Raw genomic sequence first — 26,384 nt, 5'->3', positions numbered from 1 at the left:
GACTCGGCGCCGAGCCGCCAACGGGGGTGTGCCACACCGGAGTTCGCCGACAGGGGAACGCAGTCGGCCCGACGAGCGGGGGGCAGCAGTGACAGGTATCCGGCAGACACAGCAACCGGCGCGGCAGACACACCAGCTCGCGCGGCAGACTCGGCAACTGGCCCGGGAGGCCCGGCATCTGGCGCCGGGCGCCTCCGAGGAGGCCGTCCACGGACGCCGGGTCTTCGCCGAGGGGCGCGGCGCCGTCCTGACCGACCTCGACGGCAACCAGTACCTCGACTTCGCGGCCGGCACGCTCACCCAGTCGCTCGGCCACGGTCACCCGGAGGTCGTAGAGGCACTCACCGCGCAGGCCCACCGCCTGTGGAACGTCCACGACAGCGCCACACCCGAGCGCGCCGAACTCCTCGAACTGCTGGCCAGGTCGCTGCCCGAACGCCTGGACACCTTCGCGTTCTTCTCCACCGGCGCGGAGGTCGTCGAGGCCGCCCTGCGCGTCGTGCAGGCGACCGCGCCACCGGGCCGCAACCGCATCGGCGCACTGCGGCACGGCTTCCACGGCAAGACCATGGGCGCCCGGATGCTCGTGCACTGGGACATCGGCCATCAGGCGTTCAGCGGCAACAGCGTGCTCGGCTACAGCCCGTACTGCTACCGCTGCCCGCTGGGCCTGGAGTACCCGTCGTGCGACGTACGGTGCGCCACGCTCGTGTGCCGGCACATCGCCGAAAAGCCGAACGTCTCCGCGCTGGTCTTCGAGCCCGTCCTCGGCGCCGCCGGGGTGATCGTGCCGCCCCCGGGCTACTGGGAGCGCATCACGCAGGCCTGCCGCGAGGGCGGCGTCCTGCTCGTCGCGGACGAGGTCCTCACCGGCGGCGGCCGTACAGGTGCCTTCCTCGCGAGTGAACTCTTCGGCGTCGAGCCGGACTTGGCGATGCTGTCCAAGGGCACCGCGAGCGGGTTCCCCTTCGCCGTCCTCGCCGGCCGCGGCGAACTGCTGCGCAGGCCGGAGGCCGCCACCACGGGCGCCTACGCCTCGACGTACGCGAGCAATCCGCTGGGGATCGCCGCCGCCCGTGCCACCCTCGAAGTCATCGAACGCGACCAGCTGATCGAACGCGTCCGCGTCCTCGGCGAGGTGATGGAGAACCGGCTCGCCGCCCTGGAGGCCCGCTTCCCGCAGCTGGGCCAGGTCCGCGGTCTCGGGCTGCTGTGGGGGCTGGAGTTCGTCACCGACCCCACCGACCGTACGCCCGCGCCCGACATCGCCCGCGCCGTCTACACGACCGCCCTCGACCTGGGCCTGCGCACCTCCCTCGGCGGCCACATCCTGCGCCTGGCACCGCCGTTCACGCTCGACGAGGCCCTGCTCGACGAGGGCTTACGCCTGCTGGGACAGGCCATCGAGACGGCCGTCGAGAAGGTGATCGCGTGATCGTGGCGGAGCGCCTCGTCAAGGAGTTCCGGCTGGCCGAACGCGAACCCGGCCTGCTCGGCAGCCTCCGCACCCTCTTCACCCGCCAGTACCGCGTCGTACGCGCCGTCGACGACATCTCCTTCGAGATACCGACCGGTACCAAGACCGCCTACATCGGCGCCAACGGAGCCGGCAAGTCCACCACCATCAAGATGCTGACCGGCATCATGACCCCCACCTCCGGCCGCTGTCTGGTCGCCGGGCTGGAGCCCTACCGGCACCGGCAGCGCAACGCCCGCGCCATCGGCGTCGTCTTCGGCCAGCGCAGCCAACTGTGGTGGGACCTGTCGGTACCCGACTCCTTCCGCATCCTGCGCCGCGTCTACGACATCCCCGAACCGGTCTTCCGGCGCAACCTCACGCTGTTCCGGGAACTCCTCGACATCGACGCCCTGGGCACCACGCCCGTACGGCAGTTGAGCCTCGGCCAGCGCATGCGCGCCGAGATCGCGGCGAGCCTGCTGCACGACCCCGCCGTCCTGTTCTGGGACGAGCCGACGATCGGCCTCGACATGGTGCTCAAGGACGCGGTGCGCGAGCTGGTCAACCGCGCGCACCGGGAGCTGGGCACCACCGTCGTGCTGACCAGCCATGACATCGCCGACATCGCCGCGATCTGCGACGACGCCCTGGTCGTCGACCACGGCCGGGTCGTCCACCAGGGGTCCCTGACGGACCTGCTGCGCACGGCCGACCACCGCTCCGTCGTCTTCGACCACCGCGACGCCACCGCGCCCGGGACGGCCCGACAGCGCATCGAGGCCGGCCTCCCCGGAGTGCGCGCCACACCGGACGACCGCGGCCGCATCCGCGTCGACTACCCGACCGGCCGCTACACCTCCCGCGAGGTCCTCGCCTTCCTCCTCGACCGCTTCGACCTCGCCGACTGGTACGCCCCCGAACCCGGCCTGGAGGACGTGCTGCGCGAGATCTACGGCAGCGCCCGGACGCCCGGACCCGCCCACGAGGGCGCGGCATGATCAACCGCGCGCGCCGCTACCTGCCGTTCGCCACCAGCGGCCTGCAGTCCCTGCTCCAGTACCGCTCCATGTTCGCGATGACGGCGGTCACCGCGGCCGCCGGCGCGGCGGTCACCGTCTTCCTGTGGCGCGCCGTGTACGAGGGCACCCCCGGCCGCGGCCCCGGCGGCTTCACCGTGGAGGACATCACCACCTACCTCCTGGTGGCCCAGATCCTCCAGGTGCTGCACACCAACCGGGTGGACGACGAGGTCGCCGCCGAGGTGTACCGGGGCGACGTCGCGGTCATGCTCGTGCGCCCCGTGAGCTACCCGGTGATGCGGTTCTTCGCCTGCCTGCCCGTGGTCGGGGCCAACGCCGTGCTGGTCGGCCTGCCGGTGCTCGGCCTGTTCGCCGCGATCGTCCCGCTCACCGCGCCCCGGCCGACGGACCTGCTGCTGTTCGCCGTCTCCACCGCGCTGTCGGTGCTGCTGGCGTTCTGCGTGAACCTGCTGACCGGCATGACCGGATTCCTCACCACCAACACCTGGGGGGTGCGGATGGTCAAGCAGAGCGTCGTCGCGTTCTTCGCCGGACAGCTCGTCCCCCTCGCGCTGATGCCGGACCCGCTGGCGACACTCGCGCGGGTGCTGCCCTTCCGCGGCATGGTCGACGGCCCGCTCACCCTGCTGCTGGGCCGCTACGACGGCCTCGCCGACGCCGCGGGGCTGCTGGCGCAGCAGGTGGCCTGGGCCGCCGGGCTCTCGCTGCTGTGCGCCGCGCTGTGGCGCGCCGCCCTGGGACGGCTGGAGGTGCTCGGCGGATGACCCGCACCGTGGCGCGGTACCTGCGGCTCTCCCTCTTCCTCGGCGGGGTCGGCCTGCACCGGCTGGCGGCCTACCGCACCGACTTCTTCCTGGGCGCGGGCGCGTTCCTGGTACGGGTCGGCATCCAGACGGCGGTCGTCGGCCTCGTCTTCCGGCAGGTCCCCGCCGTGGGCGGCTGGACGTACCACGAGGTGCTGTTCCTGCTGGGGTTCTCCCTGCTGCCCCGCGGCCTGGACCACCTCTTCACCGACCAGCTGTGGGAGCTGGGCCGCAAGCTCATCCAGCGCGGCGAGTTCTACCGCTACCTCGTCCGCCCGGTCGACCCCCTGTTCTCCCTGCTGTCGGAGCGCTTCTTCCACCCCGACGGACTCGGCGAACTCGTCGTCGGCGCCGTACTGGTGGGCTACGCGGGAGCCGAGCTGGACCTCTCCCTCACCGCGCTCCAGTGGGCCCTGGCGCCCGCGCTGGTGCTGTGCGGCGCCCTGCTGCACACCTCGGTGAAGCTGTTCTTCGCCTCGTTGTCCTTCTGGACCGTGACCAGCCTGCCGGCGATGTACGCGGCCAACCAGGTGTCGGAGTTCTCCGCCTACCCGCTGGACATCTACCACCCCTCGCTGAGGGCCCTGCTCACCTGGGTCCTGCCCTTCGCCTTCACCGCCTACGTGCCGAGCGTCTACCTGCTCACCGGGACCACCGGCCTGCTCGGCTGGCTGCCCGTGGTGACCGCCGGATCCCTGGCGCTCGCCCTGGCCGTCTGGCGCCGCGGCGTCAACCGATACGAGATGACCGGGAGTTGAGCCGGGCATGATACGGAACGACGATCTGGGCGCCCTGCTGCGCACGGCCCCGTGGCTGCCGGAGGACGCCAGGCGCGCCGAGCGCTTCGAGCGGGTCGACCACGCCGAACTCGGCGCCGCCGCCCACCTGCTGGTCGTGGCCGCGGTCGGCGGCCCCGCGTCCGGACAGCGCTGGTTCGTGCCGGTCGGGCCGCTCCCGGACGGCACCGGCGTCGAAGAGGCGCACGGCGGCGAGGCGTTCGACGCCGCCGCGCTGGACGCGGTCTGCGCCGGGGACCGGCTGCGCACCGACCGCGGCGGCCTCGTGCTGTTCCGCGGCGCGGGACTCACCCCGCGCGAGGTGCGCCCGCTGCCCTTCGAGCGCGGCTGGTCCTCCAACGCCCTGTCGCTCGTGGAGAACGACGGCGCGGCCTACGTCCACAAGACCTACCGGCGCCTGGACGAGCCCGTCCGCGAACCGGAACTGCTGCGGCTGCTGAACGGCACCGGCCGCACCCCCGACTGGGCCGGCGACTACACCTACGTCGACCCCGCCACCGGCACCCACCACCCGCTGGGCGTGTTCTACCGGTACGCGCCCGGCGACGGCATCGACCTGCCGCTCAGGCAGAGCATGCGGTCGCTGTGGCCGAAGGTCACCGGCGCCCCGGCCGCCCTCGACGACACCGTACGGGCACACCTGCGCCCACTGGAACGCAATCTGCGGGAGGCCGGACGGTTCCTCGCCGGGTTCCACCAGGACCTGGCCGCCGGCCTCGGCGGACGTCCCGCACCGCCGTATCCGGTACGGGAGATGCTCGCCCGCGCCACCGCCCGTACGGCCGGTCTCGCCTCCGCGGACGTCGGCCTGCCTGCGGCTGCCCGCGACGCTGCCTTCACGGCCCTGGCGGAGGAGACCGACGCACTGCGGTCCGCCTTCGACGCCGCCCCGGCGGGTTTCGCCTCCGGCCCCTGCCACGGCGACCTGCACCTGTCGCACCTGCTGTGCCGGCCCCGGGACGACGGGAGCTGGTCGATGAACGTGATCGACCTGTCCACCCCCGCCCTCGGCCCCGGGGACCCGGGATGGGCCGCGCAGTCACCGGTGCAGGACCTCGTCGCCGTCCAGCGCGCACTGGAGTACTTCACCGCCGACGAGGCGGCCTTCGAGAGCGCGCGACGCCTGGGCATCGACTCCTTCGACACGATGCGGGGCGCGCTCGACGGCGCCGACGACTGGCCGCCCGGGCGCCGCGCCGTGCTGCGGCAGGTCTTCCACGCCGCCGACGTCTGGCGGGCGCGGGTGACGCGGCTGCTCCTCGGCACCACGGCGACCGACCCCCTGCGCCGCCTGCTGTACCTCGGCCGACTGCTGCACGAACTCGCCTACAACATCGACCACGCCCGTCCCTACCACGCCGCGATCGACCTGCGCCACGCCCTCGCGCTCGGCGCCCGAACCCCGGCCTCGACCCTTCCAGCTAGGACGTGAACGTGACCGAGCCCCGCATGCACATCATCGAGACCTACTTCGAATGCTGCGGCTTCGACCACACCTTCCTCCAGGGCGGAACCTCGGTGTACCTGTGGAACCTGTCCCGGGAGTTCGCCGCCCGCGGCCACCGGGTCTCCCTCGTCACCCCCGCGCACGGCAGGCTCGACGACCTGCGCCGCAGATACCGGGTGGAGGACCTCGACTACGCCGACGCGTACGAACTGCCGCTGGTCCTCGACCCGGACGTATGGCACGGATTCCCCGCCGAGGAGCACCTGGCCCTGCGCACCACCGCGCACCGCATCCGTCTCGACGGCGTGGACCTGTACTTCCTCTCCAACGACCACCTCGACCGGCTCCCGGACACCTTCTACCCGCCGTACTCCACCAAGGGCCGGGACCTGGTCTTCTTCAAGCCGCTGGTCTTCCAGGTGGACAGCGTGCGTTTCCTGCGCCACTGGTTCGGCGAGGAGAAGGCGCTGGTCCACGCCCACGAGCCCTACTACCACTACCTGCTGCCGGCCGCGCTGCGCGACGATCGGCTGAAACTCGTCGTCAGCACGGTGCAGAGCAACATGCCGATCGCGAAGAAGGTCTACGCGCCCGAGGTCCGCGCACTCCTCGCCCTCCTGGGCGCCGAACACCACCTTCCGCCCGAGGAGCCCGAGGCCGGTCCTCCGGAACTCGAAGCGGTCCGCCAGTACCAGCAACTGACCCATCTGCACTACGAGTACCCGCCCGACCACGTCGCCCCCTACCAGCTGGTCCTGGAGAACGCCGACCTGATCGACTTCCTCTCGCCCGGCCAGCTCGACTTCTACGCCTCCTTCCGGGACACCCCCTTCGCAGCCCTCTTCGCGCACCTGCCCCTCGCCCGCACCGTCCGGGAGAACGCGCACAAGATGTTCGTCGGAGGCTGCGCGATCTCCGACCAGTGGCTCGCCTGGGATCCGCAAGAGGTGGACCGGGCAAGGGTGTTGGCGGACCTGGGACTGGACCCCGCGCTGCCGACCTTCTTCCACAACGCGCGCTACGCCCTCAACCACAAGGGCCAACTGGAGCTGATGCGCGCCCTGGACCGGGTGCTCGGCGACGGGCTCGCCGCCAACTTCGTGGTGCGCTGCATCTCCGGCGCCCCGCTCGGCGACCCGTACTTCCGCGAGGTCGCCGAACGCCATCGCGGACGCCTCCACCTGGAGTCGGAGCGGGTGGACGAGCGCCGGGTGTTCGAGTACGCGGCGGCCGCCGACTTCTGCCTCTTCCCGTCCAAGTTCGAGATGGACACCTTCCTCATCGCCCAGGGCGAGGCGATGGTCTGCGGCGCGGTGCCCATCGCCACGGCCCAGGAAGGCATGGCGCACTTCCTGCACGCCCGGCCGGAGCCGGAGGCCACCGGCTTCGCCGTCAACCGCTCCTTCGCCGAGGACGATCCCCTGCTCACCGACGCCCTCGTCGCGCGCATCCGCGAGGCGGTGACCCTGTGGTCCGAGGACCCGGCCCGCCACCGGGAGCTGTCGGCCCGTGCGGCGGCGGTCGCCCGGCAGTTCACCTGGGAGCACTGCGCGGACCTGCACCTGGCCGCGTTCGGCCGTCTGTGGCGGGGCGAACCGGCCGTGCTGCCCGCCGAACGGGCCCTGCGGCACGGCTGGTTCGACCTGCTGAAGGACGAGGAGATCACCGAGGAGGCGGCGTTGCTCCACGGCGACCTGGCGGCGTACGAACGCCGGACACCGCTCGACGACGCGGCAGCCCGACGCTTCTTCCGCACCGCATGGGAGCGGGCCGACTTCGCCACCTGCGAGCAGATCGTGGACCGCTACCCCGGCGCCGTGACGGACGATGAGACGCGGAGCCTGCGCGAGCGGTGCTCGGCCGCCCTCGACGGCACGCTCGTCTACCGCCTGCCGCACGCCGAGCGGGTGGAGACGGTGACCCCCGCCCCGCGCGGCACGGCGACCCGAGCACTGCCCGAAGTCCGCGCGCTGCGGCGCACCGCACCCGGCGAGTTCGAGGGACCGCCACCGGCCCCGGGAGCCAGGCTGCTGCTGACCCTGACCTCCGGCCGGGTCACCTGGGACGAGGTCCGTCATGGCTGAGCGGTCAGGGGTGCGTGCCGTCCTGCTCGCGGGCGGCGAGGGACGACGCATGGGTCCCCTGGGCGCCGGGCGCCTGAAGCCGCTCGTCCCGTACGGCGGTGCCTGCCGGCTGATCGACTTCAGCCTCCTCAACGCGCGCGCCTCGGGACTGGGGGAGGTGCTGCTGCTCTCCCAGTACGAGGAGCGCCGGCTGATGGACGACCTGCACCAGGTGTGGAACCAGCAGGCCGGATTCCGGGTGCACTTCGGGCCGTACGACGACGCCTACCGGGCCGCGGCCGGGGCGCTCCCCGACGAGCTGCCCGAACGCGCCTGGCCCGCCGAGCGGGGCACCGCCGACGCCCTGATCCGCAAGGCCGCCCACGTCTTCGGCGGGGGCCGCGAGCAGGTGCTCGTCCTGCACGCCGACCACGTGTACCGGTACGCCTACGGGCCGCTGATCGCGGAGCACCGGTCCTCCGGGGCCGCCCTGACCGTCGCCTACCAGCGCATCGAACGCCGCTGGGTGCACCTGTTCGGCATGGTCCGCTTCGACGACGCGGGCCGACTCACGGAGTTCGTGGAGAAGCCCGCCGAACCCACCAGCGACCTGGTGTTCGCCGCGTTCTGCGTCTTCGACGCCGACGTGCTCCACCGCTACCTGGAGAAACTGGACGGCACCGACTGGCAGCACGACATCAGCCGGGACGTCATCCCGGCGATGCTCGCGGCCGGCGAGCACATCCGCGGCCACGAGGTGGCCGGCCACTGGGAGGACATCGGAACCGTCGAGCGCTACCACCGGGCCCATCTGATGCTCGCCGCCGCCGGACCCAGCGCCGCACTCCCGGTCGAGCGGATGCCCCGGACCATCCGGCCCGAGGTGGACCGCGGCTGGGTGGCCGACGCCTCCGGCGTGGTCGCGTCGTTGGTCCCGGCGGACCTCGTCAACGAAGGCCGCGTGGAACACAGCGTGCTGTTCCCCGGCGTACGCGTCGGGGCGGGCGCACGGGTCCGGCGCAGCGTGGTGCTGCCCGGCGCCGTGATCCGCCCCGGTCAGGACATCGACTCGGCGGTGGTCCTGGAGAACGGACACGTGCAGCGGGTCGAGGACACCGCCGCCGTCATGGAAGGAACCCGCACATGAGCATGCCCCCCTACGACGTCCTGGTGGTCGGCGGAGCCGGAGTGGACACCGTCGTGCGCGTCGACGCGCTGCGCATCCCGCCCGGCGACTCGCTGCACGTGCCCCCGGTGTACGACTACGTGGCCCACACCGGCAACGGAGTGGCGCTCGGCTGCCACGCCCTGGGCCTGACCACGAAGTTCATCGACTTCCTCGGCGACGACCCGCAGGGCCACGCGGTGCTCGCCGCGTACGCCGAGCGCGGGCTCGACTTCAGCCACGTCGTGTCCCCGCACGGCACACCACGCGGCGTCAACCTGGTCGACGCACAGGGCCGCCGCTTCTCCTTCTACGACTCCCGGCACCCGGCGGACCTCCGCCTGCCCCGCTCCTTCTACCTGCCGCACCTGGAGCGGGCGCGCCACGTCCACCTCTCCATCATCGGTCACAACCGCGACCTGTACGAGGACATCCACCGGCTCGGCCTGACCAGCTCCACCGACCTGCACGACTGGGACGGCGTCAACCCGCACCACCGCACCTACGCCCTCGCCTCCGACTACGTCTTCATGAGCGCCGCGGCCGTCCACGACCGCCTCGACGAGGTCCTGCACGGCATCCTCGACGAGGGCAGGGCCCGGTTCGTCGTCGCCACCGACGGGGCCGACGGCTGCCACCTGCTGGTGCGCGGCGAGTCGAAGGTGCGGCACTTCCCGGCAGCGCGGCCCGAGCGGCCGGTGGTCGACAGCAACGGCGCCGGCGACGCCTTCGTCACCGCCTTCCTCCACGCCCACCTGGAGGGACGGCCGATCGACGAGTGCGTCCTGGCCGGGTCGGTGTCGGGAGCGTTCGCCTGTGCCAGCGCCGGCACCCACACCGAGTTCATCGACCTGCCCGGCCTGCGCGCGGCCTGCGCCCGCGCGAGCACGGCGGAGTGAGGGAGCGCACCACGTGCACATCATCACCTTCTCCTTCGAATGCGGGGGCTCCGACGGCCGGCTGATGCGCGGCGGCCTGTCCCCGCTCGTGTGGAACCTCTCCCGCGAGTACGCCGCACGCGGCCACCGCGTCTCCCTGGTCACGCCCGCGCACGGCCATCTGGGGGCGCTGCGGCAGCGCTACGACGTACGCGAACTCGACTACCGCGACGCGCACACCGTGCCGCTGGTGCCGGACCCCAAGGTGTGGCCGGACCAGCCCGCCGAGATCCCGCTCGCCCTCGACACGCGCGCACATCTGCTGCGGCTGGACGGCGTGGACGTGTACCTGCTGTCCGACTCCCACCTCGACCTGCTGCCGGACCGGCTCTACCCGCCCCCGGCCACCGAGGGCCGGGACCTGGCGTTCTTCAAGCCGCTGGTGTTCCAGGTGGACGGCCTGCGGTTCCTGCGGCGGTACCTGGGCGACGGCCCGGCGGTCGTGCACGGCTTCGAGCCCGCCTACCACTATCTGCTGCCCGCCGTCCTCGCCGACGACGACCGGTACCGGACGGTGAGCACGGTCGCCGCGAACGCCCCCGTCACCCAGAAGGTGTACCGGCCGCAGGTGCAACGGCTCCTGGAACTGTTCGGCGTGCACGGCGCGGACCTCGACGGGCTCGACGGGCCGCCGCCCGCCGAGGACTCCCCGGCGGCGACCATGGCCCGGGCACTGGCCGGTACCCGGATGCATGTCGAGCACGGCCCGGACCACGTCGGCGTGTTCCCGCTGATCGCCGCCGACGCGGATCTGATCGACTTCGTCTCCCCGGGACAGCGCGAGCACTACGTCACCTGGGCGGACACACCGGTCGAGGCCTTGTTCGCCTCGCTTCCCGTGGCACACCGGCTGCGCGAGCGCGCGGACCGGCTGCTGGCCGGCGGATGCGGCATCGCCGACAGCTGGCTGGCCCGTGATCCCGAGGCCGTCGACCGGACCGCGGTCCGCCGTGAGCTGGGGCTGAAGGTGTCCGGGCCGGTCTTCTACCACGCCGCCCGCTACGCGGTGCACCACAAGGGCCAGCTGGAGCTGATGCGAGCCGTCGAGGAGGTGGTGGCCGAGGACCCGGAGGTCGGGTTCGTGATCCGCTGCGCGACCGGGGGCGGCGGTGACGGCCCGGCGGTCGTCGCGAACGCCGCGTTCCAGCGGCTCGCCGACCGGCATCCGGGCCAGGTGCGCCTGGAGTGGCGGCTCGCCGACGAGGAGACGCTGTTCAGGCAGGCCGCGAGCGCCGACTTCTGCCTCTTCCCCTCCAAGTACGAGCTGGACGGCTTCCTCATCGCCCAGGCCGAGGCCATGGCCTGCGGCGCGGTGCCGGTCGCCACGGCTCAGCGGGTGACCTCCCACTTCGGGCACCAGCGGCCCCTCGACGACCCGGACGCGACCGGCTTCTCGGTGCCCGGCTCCTTCCGCGACGACGACCACGACCTCGCCCGTGCCCTCGCGGCGCGAATACGCGAGGCCGTGACGGTCTTCCGCACGGCACCGGCCACCTACGCCCGGCTGTCGGGCAACTCCCGCCGCCTGGGCCGCTCGTTCACCTGGGCACGCAGCGCCGAACTGCGCCTGGCGGCCTACGAGCGACTGCTGCGCGGCGGGCGCCCGCGGCCCCCGGGCGGCGACCTGGGCGGCGAACTGGACGGCGAACTGGTCGGCCAACTGGTCGAGCGGGGCTGGCTGGACGTGCTGCCTCCCGCCGCCCACACCGAACACCGGGACCTGATCATCCGCGCGGCGACGGAACGCGGTGACGCCGACGCCCTCGCCCGCGCTCTCGGACGCGACGTCGGCGACCTGGACGCCGACACCTGGGAGCGGCTGTTCGACGCGGCCCACCACAGGGCGGACTTCGCCCGCTGCGCCGAACTGGCCCGGCGGTCAGGCCGGTTGGACCTGAGCGCCCGGCTGGAGGGGCGGTTCCGTCTCGCCGCCGATCCGGACGGCACCTGGCGGGTGCGCTACGCCCACCCCGAAGCGGCCCGGGTAGAGGTCGTGGTCGACGCACCCGGGACCACGACCGACGAAGTCGCGCCGGTCACCGCGCTGGAGTCCCACGCCGAGATCCTCGCCTCCGACGAACCAGCACCCCCCGCCACCGGCGCCGCCCTACGGCCGCTCACCGCCGACGCCGACGGAGACGGCGTGTTCACGGGAACCCTGGGCGGGCACCCCGTCGCGGGCCACGCCCTGGCCATGGTCACGCTGCGCTCCGGCCGGGTCGTATGGGACGCGGTGCCGGTCCGTACGCCCGCGTTCCGAGTCGTGGCGACCGACCTGGACGGCACGTTGCTGCGCAGCGACATGACGGTGTCCGCGCGCACCCGCCGAGCCCTTGGCCTGGTCGCCGCGTCCGGCGCCCACCACCTGGTGGTCACCGGCCGGCCGGCGGTGGCCTGCAAGCACCTCCTGGAGAACCTCGGCTACCGGGGGCTCGCGGTGTGCGGCCAGGGCGCGCAGCTGTACGACGCGGGCGCCGACCGTCTGTTGTCCTCGCTGGCCCTGGACCGCGACCTCGCCCGCAGCGTCGTCGACCGGGTCGAGGCGGAACTCGGCCGGCTCGAACTGGGCATCGTCACCTCACCGCCGGAGAGCCGGTTCAAGGTCACCCCGGGCTTCGGGGAGCGGGTCCGGCACGGCTGGGACCTGACCACCGACCGGGACCTGCTGTGGACCTCGCCCATCGACAAGCTGATCCTGCACCACCCGGACGTCGACGAGGACCGGCTGGCGGCCGTCACCCGCGAGCTGACGGGCGGTGAGGTGACCGTGGTGCACTCCGTCAAGGGCATGGTGGAAGTCCTGCCCCCGGGCACCGACAAGGGCACCGGCGTCGCGCACGCCGCCGAACTGCTGGGATTCACCGGCGCCGACACCGTGGCCTTCGGCGACATGCCCAACGACATCCCGCTGCTGGCCTGGGCCGCGCACGGCGTGGCCGTGGCCAACGCCCATCACGAACTGCGGGCGATGGCCGACGAAGTGGCCCCCGGCAACGACGAGGACGGGGTGGCCTCCGTCCTCGAACGCCTCTTCACCCCGGTGGAGGAAGGCCCATGAACCCGCGCACCTCCGCACCCGACGCCTCCCTGCGGCAACTGGCCCGCGCACACGGCGTGAGCACCGAGTACACCACCGACCGGGGCCACCGGATCACCGTCGCCGCGGACACGCTGGTCAGCGTCCTGGCCGCGTGCGGCGTGGACGCGAGCACTCCGGACGCCGCCCGGCGCGCTCTCGCCGCCATGCGCGCGGCGGACACGCACCGGCTGCTGCCGACCTGTGCCGTCGTCCGCGCGGGAACGCTCCCGTCGCTGCGGCTGCCACCCGGCGCCGAGGCCCGCATCGCCCTGGAGGACGGCGGCGAAGCCTCACTCACCGCACCGCTGCCACCCGGCGCGCACGTCCTGCACGTGAGCGAAGGCCGACGGCGGGCCTGCGCACCGCTGCTGTCGGTGCCCGATCGCGTTCCCGTGCCCGAGCGGCGCGGCTGGGGCTTCCTGATCCAGCTGTACTCGGTGCTCTCCCGCCGGTCCTGGGGCATGGGAGACCTGGCCGACCTCGCCGAACTGGCCGCCTGGTCCGGCCGTGAACTGGACGCCGACTTCGTGCAGTTGGGGCCCCTGCACGCGGTGGAGCCGGGACCGCTGCCCGATCCGTCGCCGTACCGGCCGAGTTCGCGGCGGTTCGCGGACCCGATGCACGTGCGCGTGGAGGACGTGCCGGAATACCGGTATCTCGCCGGGGAGGCCCGCTGGGCGGTGGACGCCTGTGCCGCCCGGGCCCGGGTGCTCAACGGGCGCGTGCTGCGCGGCGAGACGCTGATCGACCGGGAGAGCGTGCGCGCCCTCAAGCATCAGGCGCTGCGGCGCGTGTACGAGGTGCCGTTGACGCCGGGCCGCCGCGCGGCGCTGGCGGCCTTCGTCGCTCGGGAGGGCGAGGACCTGACGGACTTCGCGACCTGGTGCGCGCTGGCCGACGTACACGGTGGCGCCTGGCGGTCCTGGCCCGACGGGCTGCGTGACCCGCGCTCGCCGCGGGTGGCCGCGGCACGGGCGGAACTGGCCGAGGAAGTGGCCTTCCACCAGTGGCTGGCGTGGATCACCGACGAGCAACTCGCCGCGGCGCAACGGGCGGCGAAGGACGCGGGCATGGACATCGGCCTGGTGCACGACCTCGCGGTGGGCGTCGCCCCCGAGGGCGCCGACGCCTGGGCGCTCCAGCACTGCCTGGCCGACCGGATGAGCGTCGGTGCCCCTCCGGACGACTTCAATCCGCTCGGCCAGGACTGGGGCCAGCCGCCGTGGCGGCCCGACGCGCTGGCCGCCGACGGGTACCGGCCGCTGGCCGGGCTGCTGCGGGCCGGTATGCGGCACGCCGGTGCCCTGCGGGTGGACCACGTCATGGGCCTGTTCCGGCTGTGGTGGGTGCCCGAGGGCCGCCCGCCGTCCGAGGGCACGTACGTCCGCTACGACGCCGAGGCCATGCTCGGCGTGCTGCTGCTGGAGGCGCACCGGGCCGGGGTGGCGGTGATCGGCGAGGACCTCGGCACGGTGGAGCGCGGGGTCCGCGAGCAGTTGGCCGCGCGCGGCGTGCTCGGCACCTCGGTGCAGCGGTTCGAGTACCTGGGCGGTTCCGAGGGACGGCAGGGCCCGCTGCCGCCGGAGCAGTGGCGCACGAACTGTCTGGCCACGCTGACCACCCACGACCTGCCGACCACCGCGGCCTGGCTGAGCGGCGAGCACGTCGACCTGCGCGCCCGGCTGGGCCTGCTGACCCGCCCCGAGCCCAAGGAGAAGGCGGAAGCGGCGGCCGAACGGGACGGATGGCTGGCGGAGCTGCGCCGACTGGGGCTGCTGCCCGACGCCGACGGCGAGATCGTCGCCCTGCACCGCTTCCTGACCCGTACGCCGTCGACGCTGCTCGGGGTGTGGCTGCCCGACGCCACCGGCGACCGCCGACCCCAGAACCTTCCCGGCACCGCGGACGTGCACCCCAACTGGCGACTGCCGGTGGCGGACCGGCACGGCCGGCCGGTGCCGCTGGAAGACCTTCCCGGCCATCCCGACGTACAGGCCGTCACCCACGTGTTCACCGCCGGCGCACCGAACGCAACGAAGACCGAGGAGAGAGATGTCAGGCCAGGCCCTTGCGCGAGTTGAGGGAGTCCACGAGGACTCCGGAGGCTTCGACCTGCTGGCACCGGACGGCACGCAGTACCGCGTGGACGTCACCGACGGAGTGTTCGACCCGCACAACCCGCTGCTCGCCGACTATGTGGAGGGACGCCGTGTGGTCGCCTTCGTCGGCCCCACCGTGGACCGGCTCTACGGCGACCAGTTGCGCGGCTACCTCAACGCCCGCCTGGAACCGGGCAGTTGGAGTGTGCACACCATCGACAGCGGCGAACGGAGCAAGACCCTGGCGTCGGTGGAGCGGGTGTGCGCCGTCGCCAAGGCGACCGGGCTGGACCGGCACGGGGTGATGCTCGCCGTGGGTGGCGGCATCGTCGCCGACGTCGTGGGCTTCGCGGCCTCGATGTACTCCCGCGGCATCCGCTACATCAAGGTCAACACCACCCTGGTGGGGCAGGTGGACGTCGGCGTCGGCGTGAAGACCGGCGTCAACGCCCTGAACACCAAGAACATGTTCGGCGCCTACCACCCCGCGCACGCCTCGCTCAACGACCCGGCCCTGCTCGCCACCCTGCCGGCGCGGGAGATCCGCTGCGGCCTGGCGGAGATCGTGAAGATGGCCGTGATCCTCGACTCCGACCTGTTCCGGGCGCTGGAGGAACACCCGGACGCCTTCCAGCGGTCCTCCGACGGCGCGTTGGAGACGTACATCGTGCGCACCTCCATGCGGCTGATGATGGAGGAGCTGTGCCCCAACCTCAGGGAGCACGACCTGGCCCGCCTCGTCGACTTCGGGCACACCTTCAGCCCGGTGATCGAGACAGCGGGCGGCCACCGCCTGGAGCACGGCGAGGCGGTCGCCGTCGACATGGCCCTGTCCGCGCACCTGGCCCGGCTGCTGGGCCTCGTCGACGAGGAGAGCTGCGAGCGGGTGGTGAACCTGCTGCGCCGTATCGGCCTGCCCGTGTTCGACCCGGACACCTGCACACCCGAGCTGATGACGCAGGCGCTGAGGGCGTCCTGGCAGCGCCGGGGACGCAAGCTGCACCTGGTGGTGCCGACAGGGATCGGCAAGGCGGACTTCGTGGAGCAGCTGGAGGACGTTCCGGCGGATGTGCTGCGGGCCGCGCTGGACGCCCTGGCGCAGGCGGGAGGCGCGCGGTGAGCACCGACGACGTACGGAACCTCGACCAGCTCCTCACGGGCAAGGAGCACGACCACGGCGGACTCGGCACGATCCTCGCCCACCGCCTGTTCTCCCGTGCCGAGGGTGCCCCGGGAGCGGAGTTCATCGACATCGCCGTGCTGCCCCCCGGCACCTCCATAGGACGTCACCGGCACGGCCGGGACCGCGAGACGTACATCGTGCTCAGCGGCAGCGGCCTGATGTACCGGGACGGAGCTCAGTTCCGCGTGGGCGCCGGCGACGTCGTCGTCAACCGCCCGTACGGAGAGCACGGCCTCGTGAACGACTCGGCCGCCGAACTGTGGCTTCTTGTCTTCGAGGAGGAGCTCCATGATCATCCCGCAGTCTGAATTCGAAGGCCCCGACGGCGCGTTCACGGTGCTCGACGTGGGAGGTACGACGCTGCGCACCGGGAGCTACGACCCGGCGACGGCGACCGTCTCCCGGGTGCGCCGGGTGCCGGTCGAGGGCATGGTCCGCCATCCGCGGGACTCCGTGGCCGGGCTCCAGGAGCGTGTCGTGGACCAGATCGTCCACGAGATAGACCAGCACGCCGGCGCCGCCGCGCCCCGCGCCGTCGGAGTGGCCTTCGCCGGACCGATCTCGGCCGGCGGCCTCGTCCTGGCCGCTCCCACGGTGTGGGGGCGGCGCGGCGACCCGCTGCCGCTCGGGCGCCTCCTGACGGAGCGGGTCGGTGCGCCGGTCGTGGTCGCCAACGACCTGACCGCCGCCGCGTGGCGCTACGCGGCGACCGAGACCGAACCCTTCTGTCTGCTGACGGTCAGTTCCGGCATCGGCAACAAGGTCTTCCGGGCCGGCGAAGTGCTGCTGGACGCGGACGGACACGGTGGCGAACTCGGCCACTGGGTGTGCGACCCCTCCCCGACGGCGCCCCTGTGCGACTGCGGCGGGCGCGGCCATCTCGGCGCCATCGCCTCCGGGCGGGGCGCGCTGGCCGCGGCTCGTCGCGCGGCGGACGCCGATCCGGTCGGCTTCGCCCGCTCCCGGCTCGCCGCGCTGTGCGACGGCCGCGCCGACGCCGTCGACAACCCGGCGATCGCCGCCGCGGTCCGGGAGGGCGACGCGTTCACCACGGAGGTGCTGCGAGGCACCCTCACCCACCTCGCCCAGGCGGTGGGTGCGGTCTTCACGTCGATCGGGGTGTGCCGGTACATCGTGATAGGAGGTTTCGCCCTGGCGGTCGGCGAGCGCTACCGGGAGCTACTGGTGGCCGAACTGGTACGCCTGGGCTGCTTCGGGCTCGACGCGGACGCGGTCGACGCCCTGGTGTCGCTGGGCAGTCCGGACGACGACCACGGCCTGATCGGCGTCGGCAGGCTGCTGGCCCACCGCATGGCGCTGCCCGCCCCGGCAGGCGCGCGATGAGCGCCGGGGGAACCCTCGTCGTCGGCAGCGGCTTCGTCGGCACGGGCATCGCACGACGGCTGGCCGCGGGAGGCGAGACCGTCACTGTCACCTCACGGCGCCGTCCCGGGCATCCACCGGACACCGCCGGCGTCCGATGGCAGGCCCTGGACGCCACCGACGCCGTGGCGTGCGAACGGCTCGTGGCCCGGCTCAGGCCGCGACGTGTCGTCCTGGTGCACGGCCCGTCCGACGTCACCTGGTGCGAGGATCACCCGGACCGGGCCGCCGCGGCGCACACCGCGGCGGCGGCCAACCTCGCCTCCGCGGCGGGGGACGCGCGCGTGCTGATGATCTCCACCGACAACGTCTTCGACGGATCCCGCCCGGCCAACGCCGAGCACACCCCGGTCGCACCCGCCAACGCCTACGGCCGCGCGAAACTGCGCGCGGAGGAGAGCCTGCTCGACACGGCCACGGACCCGGTGGTGCTGCGGGTCAGCCTCGTCTACGGCCACGAACCGGCGGACGCCGGCAAATGGCTCAACTTCTTCGCCGCGTGCGCCCACCGGCTGCTGCGCGGTCAGCCCGTCACGGCGCCGTACGACCAGTGGACGACGCCGGTACTCGTGGACGACGTCGCGGAGGTGACGGCGGGGATCCTGGGCGCCGAGGGACCCGTCCCACGGGTCCTGCACCTGGGCGGCCCGGACCGGGTGAGCCGAGCCGCGTGGGCCTCGGTCGTCGCCGAGGCGCTGGGCGCGCCGCCGCAGCTGGTCGTTCCGACACCCCGGGCCGGCACCCGGTACGCCTCCCGCCCGGCGAACACCTGCCTGACCAGCTCCCTGCTCGGCCGACTGCCGTCCACGGAGGCGATCGCCGTACGGGGGGTGCACGAGGCCGCCCGAAGCCTGGCCACGGCGTTCGCGGCCGCAGGCTGAGCGGCCACGCCGGTCGCCCCGCGCGATCGCATGTCCGGCGCACGAACAAGGCCCGCACACCCCGCCCGGGGCCCGAATCGCGACGGTCGAGTACGGCCATGGGGCTGCCCGTCCCCGACCGTGGCCGCGGCAGCGTGCCCCGGGCTGATTCCGCCGGCGCCGTGAAGGCACCCACCGTTCGAGCCGAATCGGCGCCCGACTGGTGAAAGCCAGGTCGGGCGCCTCTGTCTCATGCCTTTAGAAGAAGCCCAGCTTCTTCGGCGAGTACGACACCAGCAGGTTCTTGGTCTGCTGGTAATGCTCCAGCATCATCTTGTGCGTCTCACGGCCGATGCCCGAGCCCTTGTAGCCGCCGAACGCCGCGTGCGCCGGGTAGGCGTGGTAGCAGTTCGTCCAAACGCGGCCCGCCTGGATGGCGCGGCCCGCGCGGTACGCGGTGTTGACGTCCCGTGTCCACACCCCCGCGCCGAGCCCGTACAGCGTGTCGTTGGCGATCTTGATGGCGTCGTCGAAGTCGTCGAAGGACGTCACGGAGACGACCGGGCCGAAGATCTCCTCCTGGAAGATGCGCATGCGGTTGTCGCCCTCGAAGATCGTCGGCTGGACGTAGTAGCCGCCCTTCAACTCGCCGTCGTGCTCGACACGTTCGCCACCGGTCAGAACCCGGGCGCCTTCCTGACGGCCGATGTCCAGGTAGGAGAGGATCTTCTCCAGCTGGTCATTGGACGCCTGCGCGCCGATCATCGTGTCCGTGTCGAGCGGGTGGCCGGTCCTGATCCGCTCGGTGCGAGCGATCGCCGCCTCCATGAACTCGGCGTAGTGACCGCGCTGCACCAGCGCCCGGGACGGGCACGTGCACACCTCGCCCTGGTTGAGCGCGAACATCGTGAAGCCCTCGAGCGCCTTGTCACGGAAGTCGTCGTCCGCCGACCAGACGTCGTCGAAGAAGATGTTCGGGGACTTCCCGCCGAGTTCGAGCGTGACCGGGGTGATGTTCTCCGAGGCGTACTGCATGATCAGTCGGCCGGTCGTGGTCTCACCGGTGAACGCCACTTTGGCCACCCTCGGGCTGGACGCCAGCGGCTTGCCCGCCTCCACTCCGAAGCCGTTGACGATGTTGATCACGCCGGGCGGCATCAGGTCGGCGACCAGGCTGAGCCAGTAGTGGATGGACGCCGGGGTCTGCTCGGCCGGCTTGAGCACGACCGCGTTGCCGGCGGCCAGCGCCGGGGCCAGCTTCCATGTCGCCATGAGGATCGGGAAGTTCCACGGGATGATCTGCGCGACCACACCGAGCGGCTCGTGGAAGTGGTACGCCACCGTGTCGTCGTCGAGCTCGCCGAGCGAGCCCTCCTGCGCCCTGATCGCGCCCGCGAAGTAACGGAAGTGGTCGATGGCCAGCGGAATGTCGGCGGCCAGCGTCTCGCGGATCGGCTTGCCGTTCTCCCAGCTCTCGGCGACCGCCAGCCGCTCCAGGTTCGCCTCCATGCGGTCGGCGATCTTGAGCAGCATGTCGGAGCGCTCGGTCACCGACGTCCGGGCCCAGCCCGGGGCGGCCGCGTGCGCCGCGTCGAGCGCCCGCTCCACGTCCTCCGCCGTGCCCCGCGCGATCTCGGTGAACGGCTGCCCGTTCACGGGTGACGGATTCTCGAAGTACTGCCCCCGGATGGGCGGCACGTACTCACCGCCGATGAAGTGGTCATAGCGCGCTTGGTAGGAGACGATCGCGCTCCCGGTGCCGGGCGCCGCGTAACGGGTCATCCTGCTTGCCTCCCGAAGAAGCGCTGCCCGCCGTCGGGCAGCTCTCGGCGCCGAGGCTAGGAACGGCGAGGTTGCAAGTACGTTGCGCGGGCCGGGTTTCCACGAGGGTGGGCGGTTCGGTCAGCGCGCCGGGCGGCGCCGGCGCTCCCTGACCGGCGACGCCGTGAGTTCGGACTCCAGCGCGGCCAGCCGCGACCGAACCGCCGCCGTCGGACGCGACGCGGCGAGTGCCTGCCATACGTCGAAGTCGTCCTCGCCCCACGGCGCGTGCGCCCAGTCGGCCAGCAGGTCGGGGTCGCGGCGGGCGATCAGAGCCGTACGGAGGCCGTCGGCGAGGAGACGCCTGAGCCGCACCACCGCCGGTGCCCGGGAGCCGGGCAGCAGCGGGCCGGTGTACGCCGCGGCCGCGGCCGTGACCGCACCGGTCTCCAGGCGACGTTCGACGACCGCCACGTCCGACTCGACCGGCACCGTGAGCCGGTAGGGCCGCGAGGCGAGCAATCCGGGGCCCAGCGTCCGGCGCAGGCGGGCGAGTTCGGCGCGCAGCGTCACCGGTGGCACCGACTCGTCCTCGTACAGCGCGCACAGCAGCTCGTCCCCGATCAGCCCCTCCGGGTGACGGGCCAGCAGCACCAGGATCTCGCTGTGCCGGCGGCTGAGCCTGACCCGGCGGCCGCCCATGCGCAGCTGTGCCTCGTCGCGTCCCAGAGCCATCAGCTCGGGCGTGTCCGAGGCGGGCACCCGCGGTGCGAGCAGCGCCAGGTGCGACTCCGCGGCACGCGCCACCGCCTGCACGAACCCCAGGCTGTGCGGATGCGCGAGCCCGTCCCCGCCGGTGATGTCCACCGCCCCGAGCACCCGCCCGGTGCGCGGATCGTGCACCGGCGCCGCCGCGCAGGTCCAGGGCTGCACCTGACGTATGAAGTGCTCGGCGGCGAACACCTGCACCGGCCGGTCCACGGCGACCGCTGTGCCCGGCGCGTTCGTCCCGACCGCGGTCTCCGCCCACCGCGCACCCGGCACGAAGTTCATCCGTCCCGCCCGCCGCCGGGTCGTGGGATGCCCTTCCACCCACAGCAGCCTGCCGTGTGCGTCGCACACCGCGAGCAGATGCTCGCCGTCGGCGGCGAACGTACCCAGCAACTCCCTGAACAGCGGCATCACTCGCGCCAGCGGGTGCTCCGCGCGATAGGCGCCGAGATCTCCGTCCGCCAGCTCCACGCTCGCGGTCCCGTCCGGACCGACACCGGCCCGCGCCGAACGCCGCCACGAGTCCGCCACCACGGCACGCACCGGCTTCGGCACGGTTCCCACCTCGGTGAACGTCTCGTGCGCGCGACGCAGCACCCGAACACGCTCGGCAGGGTCGGCCCCCGGTTCCAGGGCCACCCACGGATCCGTCAACTCGGCCTCCCCGGAAGGCGATGCGGCTGGCGTTCATCGTCACTCCGCGTACGCGCACGGACAACCTCTTCGACGGCTGTCACCCGAACGACGACCACACCGGCGCAGCCGTGCGAGCCCTCAGACGTTGGTGACCAGCCGTATGTAGCGCGTCCAGTCCCAGTGCGGGCCGGGATCGGTGTGGTCCGTGCCCGGCACCTCGTGGTGCCCGATGATGTGCTCACGGTCCTTCGGGATGCCGTACTTGGTGCAGATCGCCGCTGTCAGCCGAGCCGACGTCTCGTACATGACGTCGGTGAAGTAGCCGGGCTGGTCCACCCAGCCCTCGTGCTCGATGCCGATGCTGCGCGTGTTGTACTCCCAGTCCCCGGCATGCCAGGCGATGTCCGGCTCGCGAACGCACTGGGACGTGTGTCCGTCGGCCGACCGGACGACGTAGTGGGCGGACACCTTCTTCTTGGGGTTCTCGAACACGAACATGGTCCGGGTGTAGAGGGTCTGTGTCACATGGATGATCACCCGATCGACGGGATGGGTCGCGGGGCGGTTCGCCGGCGTGTAGTTGGCGGTGCTCGCCGGCCGCCACTCGGCCAGCGGGTAGTCGGGTGCCGGGACATGCGCGCCGGCCCGCCGTCCGGGGAGCAGGGCATAGGGGACGGCGGCGAGTGCGGTGCTTTGGAGGATCCGCCGCCTGCTGGGGCGTGATCGTGCGCGTTCCAAAGGAGGCTCGGCCTTTCAGGGTTGAGGTCGGCGGGGGTGCTCAGCGCAGAGTCGCTGCCGTCTCACGCAGCCGCGCATGCACCCCTCGGTGGGTCTCGCGTGCGGGCAGCCACTCCTTGCGGATCTTGGCCACGCACGTGTAGTTGGTGTCGCACACGTTGGCCAGCGGCGACTCGACGGCCTGGGTCGCGAACTGGTACGCGTCCAGCTCGCTGAACCCGTAGTCGCGCACCAGCCACCGCACCAGGTCGAGCTGGGATATCCGGAAGGCGTCCTCCAGTGGGCGGGCCGAACCCGTCGAGACGATGTGCGTGTCCGACTCGATGCGCGGCCAGGGAGTGGCGAGGCCCTTGAGCAGCTCGACGATCACCACCGTGTTCATCGCGCATTCGACCGCGACCCCACAGGTCTCCCCCTCGCCCTGCCGGGCATGGCCGTCACCGAGGCTGAGCAGCGCGCCCTCGACGTTCACCCCGAGGTAGCAGGTGACGCCCGCCCGCATCTCGGGGGTGTCCATGTTCCCGCCGTGTGCGTCGGGCACCAGCGCCGAGCGCACTTCCAGATCGGCCGGTGCCACCCCGACCGTGCCGTGCATCGGGTCCATGGGCAGCTCGACCTCGAAGTCACTGTCACGCGCCCGGAACAACGCAGTACGCCGAGCGCGGTCGAGCTGCCAGATCCAGACGGTCTCCGGGAGGGGCGGTTGCAGCGAGGCCGTGGTGTGCGTCGAGGTGAGGGCGCCGAACAACGGGACCGTGGTCGACGCGGCCCAGTCCCGGGCCGGTTCGATCGACACGAAGTGCACGGCGACCGTGTCACCCGGCTCGGCGCCCTCGATGTGGAAGGGACCCGTCTGCGGGTTGAGGAACGGGAACTCGCACACCTCGGACACCAGGTCCTTGTCCGACCGCACCCGTCCGGCGAAGCAGTCCTCCGTGTAGAGGTCGAGGACCGTGCCGGGGGCGATGTGCGCCACGGGCGGTGCACCGCCGAACGTCCAGGCGAACTCGCCCGGTTCGGGTCGCACGGTCAGGATCCTGGGGTCGCTCATCGCTGCACGGCTCCGTTCTGCGAAAGACAGATGGGAAGGGTTCCTCGAGAGCCGCCGGCTCGGCGACGCGACATGTGCATCCCCCCTTGAATCCCCCTCGTTCACGCCGAAGCGCCATCGCCGCCGTGACACGACGGCTGCGCCCCGCGTGGATCACGGTACGGCGAGAGCGGGTCGGGCAGAAGAGTGGTCCCGGTTTCCGTGGACAGCGACGTGATTGTGGACAACGTGCTCACTCACACGAGTGAACTCCACCTGGGATCAGGCGAATTCCGCCTTGAATCAGGCTCGTCCGCCCGCAGACAGCAGGCGCGTCCCGGCGTTGTCAGGTCCGTTCCGCCACCGCCGCCGGATCGTCGAGGACCGCCCGCACCACCGAGTGCGCGGCCCCCAGCAACGGCCCCTCGGGCCCGAGCCGTGACACGGACACCGGACAGGCGGGTCCCGCGGTGCGCCGGTCCAGCTCGGCCTCCAGCGACGGCAGCAGCCAGGGCGCCAGCCCCGCCAGCGCCCCGCCCAGCACCACACTCGCGGGGTCCACCAGATTGACCGCGCCGGTCAGCGCGACACCGAGCGCCGTTCCCGCCTCGCGCAGTGCCCGCCGTACGTCCTCGTCGCCCTCGGTGGCCCGCCGGGCGAGCAGCCCGACGCGGTCCTCGCCCGGTTCCAGTCCGGCCGCCCGCAGCACCGCCTCCTCGCCCGCGTACTGCTCCAGACACCCTCGCCCCCCGCACGGGCACTCCGGACCGTCCGGCTGGACGGGCACGTGGCCCAGCTCGCCGGCGAAACCGCGCGTCCCGCGCAGCAGCCCTCCGTCCACCACGACCGCGGCACCGATGCCGATCTCCGCCGACACGTGCAGGAAGTCACGCGCGGTGCGCTCGCCCAGCCAGAGCTCGGCGAGCGCACCGAAGTTGGCCTCGTTGCCCACGGTCAGCGGGAAGTCCAGGGGCAGCAGAGCGCCGAGGTCCGTGTCGCGCCAGTCGAGGTTGGGGGCGCGTACGACGGTACGGGCGTCTCGCGCCACCAGACCCGGCACGGCGACGGCCAGGCCGGCGGGCCACAACCCCTCGCGCTCGACCTCTGCGACGACCCGGCGCACCAACTCGGTGAGTTCCTCGACCACGGGTTTTGGGGCGCGGCCCCGGTTGGCGCCGTACCGCACCGCCTTGGACCGCACCTCGCCACGCAGATCGACCGCGCAGACGGCGAGATGGTCGACACCCACCTCCGCGCCGATCCCGGCCGGACCATGCCCGCTCACGGCCAGCGCCGACCCGGGACGGCCCACCCGGCCGGGCCGCTCCGGACCGAGCTCCTCCAGCAGTCCCGAGCGGATCAGCTCGTCGACGAGCGTGGACACCGCGGCACGGGTCAGCCCGATGCGGGAGGCGACGGCGGCACGCGAGAGCGGCCCCTCGGCGCTGACGGTGTGCATCACCCGGGCCAGGTTGCGGCGGCGCATGCCCTGCTGGGTGTCGGACAGCGCCGGCCCGGCGCCGGCCGCGTGAGCCTCGTGCAGCGGTGCGGTCATGCCTGACGTCAGTCCTCAGTGCGCCTCGGGGCTCCGCTCCAGCAGCGGGGCCGCGTCGGAGAGTACCCCGCTGATCCTGGCCAGCGTCTCGTCGTCCCGCTCGACGGCGTCCAGCACCGGCCCTCGCGTGGTGTTCCAGCGCCGGGCGACCGCGGCCGGGTCCTCGCCGGTCAGCAGGCCGGCCGCCTGGGCCGCCGCGCCCAGCGCGACCAGTTCCTTGGCCTCGGGGACCTGCACCGGCCGCCCCGACAGCCGACGTACGGTCTGCTGCCAGGCCGAGCCGCGGGCGCCGCCGCCGATCAGCAGCAGTGGGGCCGAGCGGTCCGCGTCCTCGTCCAGGACCAGGTCCAGGGCGCCGAGCAGGGCGTGGACGGCGCCGTCGTAGGCGGCCTGCAGAAGCTGGCCGGCGGTCGTGTCGTGGCGCAGGCCGTGCAGGAGGCCGGAGGCGTTCGGCAGGTTCGGGGTGCGTTCGCCGTCCAGGTAGGGCAGGAGCGTGAGGCCCGTGGTGGGTTCCACGGCCTCGCGGTCGAGGCCCAGCAGGGCAGCGAGGCGGTCCACGGCGAGTGTGCAGTTCAGCGTGCAGGCCAGCGGCAGCCAGTCGCCGTGCGCGTCGGCGAAGCCCGCCACCGTGCCGGTCGGGTCGGCGGGGCGCCGCTTCGACACGGCGTACACCGTGCCCGATGTGCCGAGGGAGAGCACGGGCGTTCCCGGCCGCAGTCCGAGGCCCAGCGCGGCGGCCGCGTTGTCGCCGGTTCCGGGCGCGACCAGGGTGCCCTTGGAGAACGGCAGGTCGTGGCTGTCCCGCACGGTGCCCGCGACCTCGCCGGGCCGGACCACACGGGGCAGCAGCGCCGGGTCGAGCCCCACGTGCGTGAGGATCTCCGCGTCGTACGACTCCGTCGCCGACGCCCACCAGCCCGTACCGGAGGCGTCGCCGCGGTCGGTGGTGCCCTGCCCCGTGAGGCGTTCGGTGAGGTAGTCGTGGGGGAGACGTACCGCCTTGGTGGCGCGGACGGCCTCCGGTTCGTTCTCGGCCAGCCAGGCCCACTTGGTGACCGTGAAGGAGACGGCCGGGACGGAGCCGGTGCGCTCGGCCCAGAACTTCGCGCCGCCCAGCTCCTCGGTCAGTCGGCGGCACTGCGGCGCCGAGCGCACGTCGTTCCACAGCAGGGCCGGACGCACCGGCTCGCCCCGGTCGTCCAGCGTGACCAAGCCGTGCTGCTGACCGCCGATCGACACCGCGGCGGCCTCGTGCGCGGCGTCGCCGCACTGGCGCAGCGCCTCGCACAGAGCTTCCCACCACTGGCGCGGGTCGCTCTCGCGGCCGGCCCCGGAGGACACCGTGTGCGGTGCCTGGCCGCTCGCGACGACCCGGCCGGTCGACGCGTCGACGACCAGTGCCTTGGTGGACTGGGTGGACGTGTCCACGCCGACGACGAGCGGACCCTCGGCTGCTGACATCGGGCTCTCCCTTTTCCGCGGCTTGGCGGGATCTGACCTGCTGTTTCGAGGGTGCCCGGAGTGTCACGACCCGGACCTCACCCCTTCGGGGACATCTTGTCCCTTCCCAGGGACGC

Annotated in this window: 20 protein-coding genes; 14 read left to right on the top strand and 6 right to left on the bottom strand. The window is 72.7% G+C overall.

Annotated elements, in window-relative coordinates; all coding sequences use genetic code 11:
- Nucleotides 1-88: 88 nt before the first annotated feature.
- From ABZ078_RS19450 to ABZ078_RS19385, 14 genes are read left to right on the top strand one after another with little or no spacing between them, the layout of a single operon-like run.
- Nucleotides 89-1,435: an aminotransferase class III-fold pyridoxal phosphate-dependent enzyme gene (locus tag ABZ078_RS19450; RefSeq protein WP_356576811.1), complete on the top strand. Its 1,347-nt coding sequence runs from the start codon at nucleotides 89-91 to the stop codon at nucleotides 1,433-1,435.
- The gene (locus ABZ078_RS19445; RefSeq protein WP_356576809.1) at nucleotides 1,432-2,457 is read left to right on the top strand and encodes an ATP-binding cassette domain-containing protein; all 1,026 of its coding nucleotides are present in this window, start codon (nucleotides 1,432-1,434) and stop codon (nucleotides 2,455-2,457) included. Before ABZ078_RS19450 ends, ABZ078_RS19445 begins: the two co-directional genes overlap by 4 nt.
- A complete protein-coding gene (locus ABZ078_RS19440; protein WP_356576808.1) occupies nucleotides 2,454-3,263 on the top strand; it encodes an ABC-2 family transporter protein in 810 nt (269 codons plus the stop codon). Before ABZ078_RS19445 ends, ABZ078_RS19440 begins: the two co-directional genes overlap by 4 nt.
- Complete coding sequence (locus ABZ078_RS19435; RefSeq protein ID WP_356576806.1) at nucleotides 3,260-4,060, top strand: ABC-2 family transporter protein; 801 nt, start codon at nucleotides 3,260-3,262, stop codon at nucleotides 4,058-4,060. The genes ABZ078_RS19440 and ABZ078_RS19435 overlap by 4 nt, the downstream gene beginning before the upstream one ends.
- A gap of 7 nt (nucleotides 4,061-4,067) precedes the next feature.
- Entirely contained in the window at nucleotides 4,068-5,531 is a 1,464-nt protein-coding gene (locus tag ABZ078_RS19430) for a phosphotransferase (RefSeq protein WP_356576804.1), read from the top strand.
- Nucleotides 5,532-5,533: 2 nt separating this feature from the next.
- Nucleotides 5,534-7,630, top strand: a complete 2,097-nt coding sequence (locus ABZ078_RS19425) for a glycosyltransferase (protein WP_356576802.1) — start codon at nucleotides 5,534-5,536, stop codon at nucleotides 7,628-7,630.
- Complete coding sequence (locus ABZ078_RS19420) at nucleotides 7,623-8,756, top strand: sugar phosphate nucleotidyltransferase (RefSeq protein ID WP_356576800.1); 1,134 nt, start codon at nucleotides 7,623-7,625, stop codon at nucleotides 8,754-8,756. Before ABZ078_RS19425 ends, ABZ078_RS19420 begins: the two co-directional genes overlap by 8 nt.
- Entirely contained in the window at nucleotides 8,753-9,673 is a 921-nt protein-coding gene (locus ABZ078_RS19415; protein WP_356576798.1) for a PfkB family carbohydrate kinase, read from the top strand. Before ABZ078_RS19420 ends, ABZ078_RS19415 begins: the two co-directional genes overlap by 4 nt.
- Before the next feature lie 13 nt (nucleotides 9,674-9,686).
- Nucleotides 9,687-12,770, top strand: coding sequence for an HAD-IIB family hydrolase (locus tag ABZ078_RS19410; protein WP_356576796.1), 3,084 nt, complete (start codon nucleotides 9,687-9,689; stop codon nucleotides 12,768-12,770).
- Complete coding sequence (gene malQ / locus ABZ078_RS19405) at nucleotides 12,767-14,872, top strand: 4-alpha-glucanotransferase (protein ID WP_356576794.1); 2,106 nt, start codon at nucleotides 12,767-12,769, stop codon at nucleotides 14,870-14,872. The genes ABZ078_RS19410 and malQ overlap by 4 nt, the downstream gene beginning before the upstream one ends.
- Nucleotides 14,844-16,010 carry a sedoheptulose 7-phosphate cyclase gene (locus ABZ078_RS19400; protein ID WP_356576792.1) on the top strand — a complete coding sequence of 389 codons (1,167 nt, stop codon included), beginning with the start codon at nucleotides 14,844-14,846 and terminating at the stop codon, nucleotides 16,008-16,010. The genes malQ and ABZ078_RS19400 overlap by 29 nt, the downstream gene beginning before the upstream one ends.
- A complete protein-coding gene (locus ABZ078_RS19395) occupies nucleotides 16,007-16,381 on the top strand; it encodes a cupin domain-containing protein (protein ID WP_356576789.1) in 375 nt (124 codons plus the stop codon). Before ABZ078_RS19400 ends, ABZ078_RS19395 begins: the two co-directional genes overlap by 4 nt.
- Nucleotides 16,362-17,417: an ROK family protein gene (locus ABZ078_RS19390; RefSeq protein ID WP_356576787.1), complete on the top strand. Its 1,056-nt coding sequence runs from the start codon at nucleotides 16,362-16,364 to the stop codon at nucleotides 17,415-17,417. The genes ABZ078_RS19395 and ABZ078_RS19390 overlap by 20 nt, the downstream gene beginning before the upstream one ends.
- On the top strand, nucleotides 17,414-18,337 hold the full coding sequence (locus ABZ078_RS19385) for a sugar nucleotide-binding protein (protein WP_356576786.1): 924 nt from the start codon (nucleotides 17,414-17,416) through the stop codon (nucleotides 18,335-18,337). The genes ABZ078_RS19390 and ABZ078_RS19385 overlap by 4 nt, the downstream gene beginning before the upstream one ends.
- A 237-nt stretch (nucleotides 18,338-18,574) precedes the next feature.
- Here ABZ078_RS19385 and ABZ078_RS19380 read toward each other — a convergent pair whose 3' ends face one another.
- The 6 genes from ABZ078_RS19380 to xylB form a co-directional block, all read right to left on the bottom strand.
- Nucleotides 18,575-20,098 (bottom strand): aldehyde dehydrogenase family protein, encoded by a 1,524-nt coding sequence (locus ABZ078_RS19380; RefSeq protein WP_356576784.1) that lies wholly within the window; start codon nucleotides 20,096-20,098, stop codon nucleotides 18,575-18,577.
- Between the two features lie 120 nt (nucleotides 20,099-20,218).
- On the bottom strand, nucleotides 20,219-21,502 hold the full coding sequence (locus tag ABZ078_RS19375) for a GAF domain-containing protein (protein WP_356576782.1): 1,284 nt from the start codon (nucleotides 21,500-21,502) through the stop codon (nucleotides 20,219-20,221).
- A 120-nt stretch (nucleotides 21,503-21,622) separates the two neighbouring features.
- The gene (locus ABZ078_RS19370) at nucleotides 21,623-22,222 is read right to left on the bottom strand and encodes an N-acetylmuramoyl-L-alanine amidase (RefSeq protein WP_356576780.1); all 600 of its coding nucleotides are present in this window, start codon (nucleotides 22,220-22,222) and stop codon (nucleotides 21,623-21,625) included.
- 40 nt (nucleotides 22,223-22,262) lie between these two features.
- The gene (locus ABZ078_RS19365; protein ID WP_356576778.1) at nucleotides 22,263-23,273 is read right to left on the bottom strand and encodes an acetamidase/formamidase family protein; all 1,011 of its coding nucleotides are present in this window, start codon (nucleotides 23,271-23,273) and stop codon (nucleotides 22,263-22,265) included.
- Nucleotides 23,274-23,598: 325 nt separating this feature from the next.
- The gene (locus ABZ078_RS19360; RefSeq protein ID WP_356576776.1) at nucleotides 23,599-24,807 is read right to left on the bottom strand and encodes an ROK family transcriptional regulator; all 1,209 of its coding nucleotides are present in this window, start codon (nucleotides 24,805-24,807) and stop codon (nucleotides 23,599-23,601) included.
- A 15-nt stretch (nucleotides 24,808-24,822) separates the two neighbouring features.
- Complete coding sequence (gene xylB, locus ABZ078_RS19355) at nucleotides 24,823-26,268, bottom strand: xylulokinase (protein WP_356576774.1); 1,446 nt, start codon at nucleotides 26,266-26,268, stop codon at nucleotides 24,823-24,825.
- Nucleotides 26,269-26,384 lie beyond the last annotated feature (116 nt).

The organism is Streptomyces sp. NPDC006385, from assembly GCF_040612485.1.
Classification (GTDB): Bacteria; Actinomycetota; Actinomycetes; order Streptomycetales; family Streptomycetaceae; genus Streptomyces.
Note: the sequence above shows the minus strand (reverse complement) of the source record. Positions and strands in the feature narration are given on the sequence as shown.

What these genes read in the sequence shown, in the direction of transcription:
- ABZ078_RS19440 (WP_356576808.1), top strand. Translation starts at nt 2,454, where the DNA reads ATGATCAACCGCGCGCGCCGCTACCTGCCGTTCGCCACCAGCGGCCTG.
- ABZ078_RS19435 (WP_356576806.1), top strand. Translation starts at nt 3,260, where the DNA reads ATGACCCGCACCGTGGCGCGGTACCTGCGGCTCTCCCTCTTCCTCGGC.
- ABZ078_RS19430 (WP_356576804.1), top strand. Translation starts at nt 4,068, where the DNA reads ATGATACGGAACGACGATCTGGGCGCCCTGCTGCGCACGGCCCCGTGG.
- ABZ078_RS19420 (WP_356576800.1), top strand. Translation starts at nt 7,623, where the DNA reads ATGGCTGAGCGGTCAGGGGTGCGTGCCGTCCTGCTCGCGGGCGGCGAG.
- ABZ078_RS19415 (WP_356576798.1), top strand. Translation starts at nt 8,753, where the DNA reads ATGAGCATGCCCCCCTACGACGTCCTGGTGGTCGGCGGAGCCGGAGTG.
- malQ (WP_356576794.1), top strand. Translation starts at nt 12,767, where the DNA reads ATGAACCCGCGCACCTCCGCACCCGACGCCTCCCTGCGGCAACTGGCC.
- ABZ078_RS19400 (WP_356576792.1), top strand. Translation starts at nt 14,844, where the DNA reads ATGTCAGGCCAGGCCCTTGCGCGAGTTGAGGGAGTCCACGAGGACTCC.
- ABZ078_RS19390 (WP_356576787.1), top strand. Translation starts at nt 16,362, where the DNA reads ATGATCATCCCGCAGTCTGAATTCGAAGGCCCCGACGGCGCGTTCACG.
- ABZ078_RS19385 (WP_356576786.1), top strand. Translation starts at nt 17,414, where the DNA reads ATGAGCGCCGGGGGAACCCTCGTCGTCGGCAGCGGCTTCGTCGGCACG.
- ABZ078_RS19380 (WP_356576784.1), bottom strand. Translation starts at nt 20,098, where the DNA reads ATGACCCGTTACGCGGCGCCCGGCACCGGGAGCGCGATCGTCTCCTAC.
- ABZ078_RS19365 (WP_356576778.1), bottom strand. Translation starts at nt 23,273, where the DNA reads ATGAGCGACCCCAGGATCCTGACCGTGCGACCCGAACCGGGCGAGTTC.
- ABZ078_RS19360 (WP_356576776.1), bottom strand. Translation starts at nt 24,807, where the DNA reads ATGACCGCACCGCTGCACGAGGCTCACGCGGCCGGCGCCGGGCCGGCG.
- xylB (WP_356576774.1), bottom strand. Translation starts at nt 26,268, where the DNA reads ATGTCAGCAGCCGAGGGTCCGCTCGTCGTCGGCGTGGACACGTCCACC.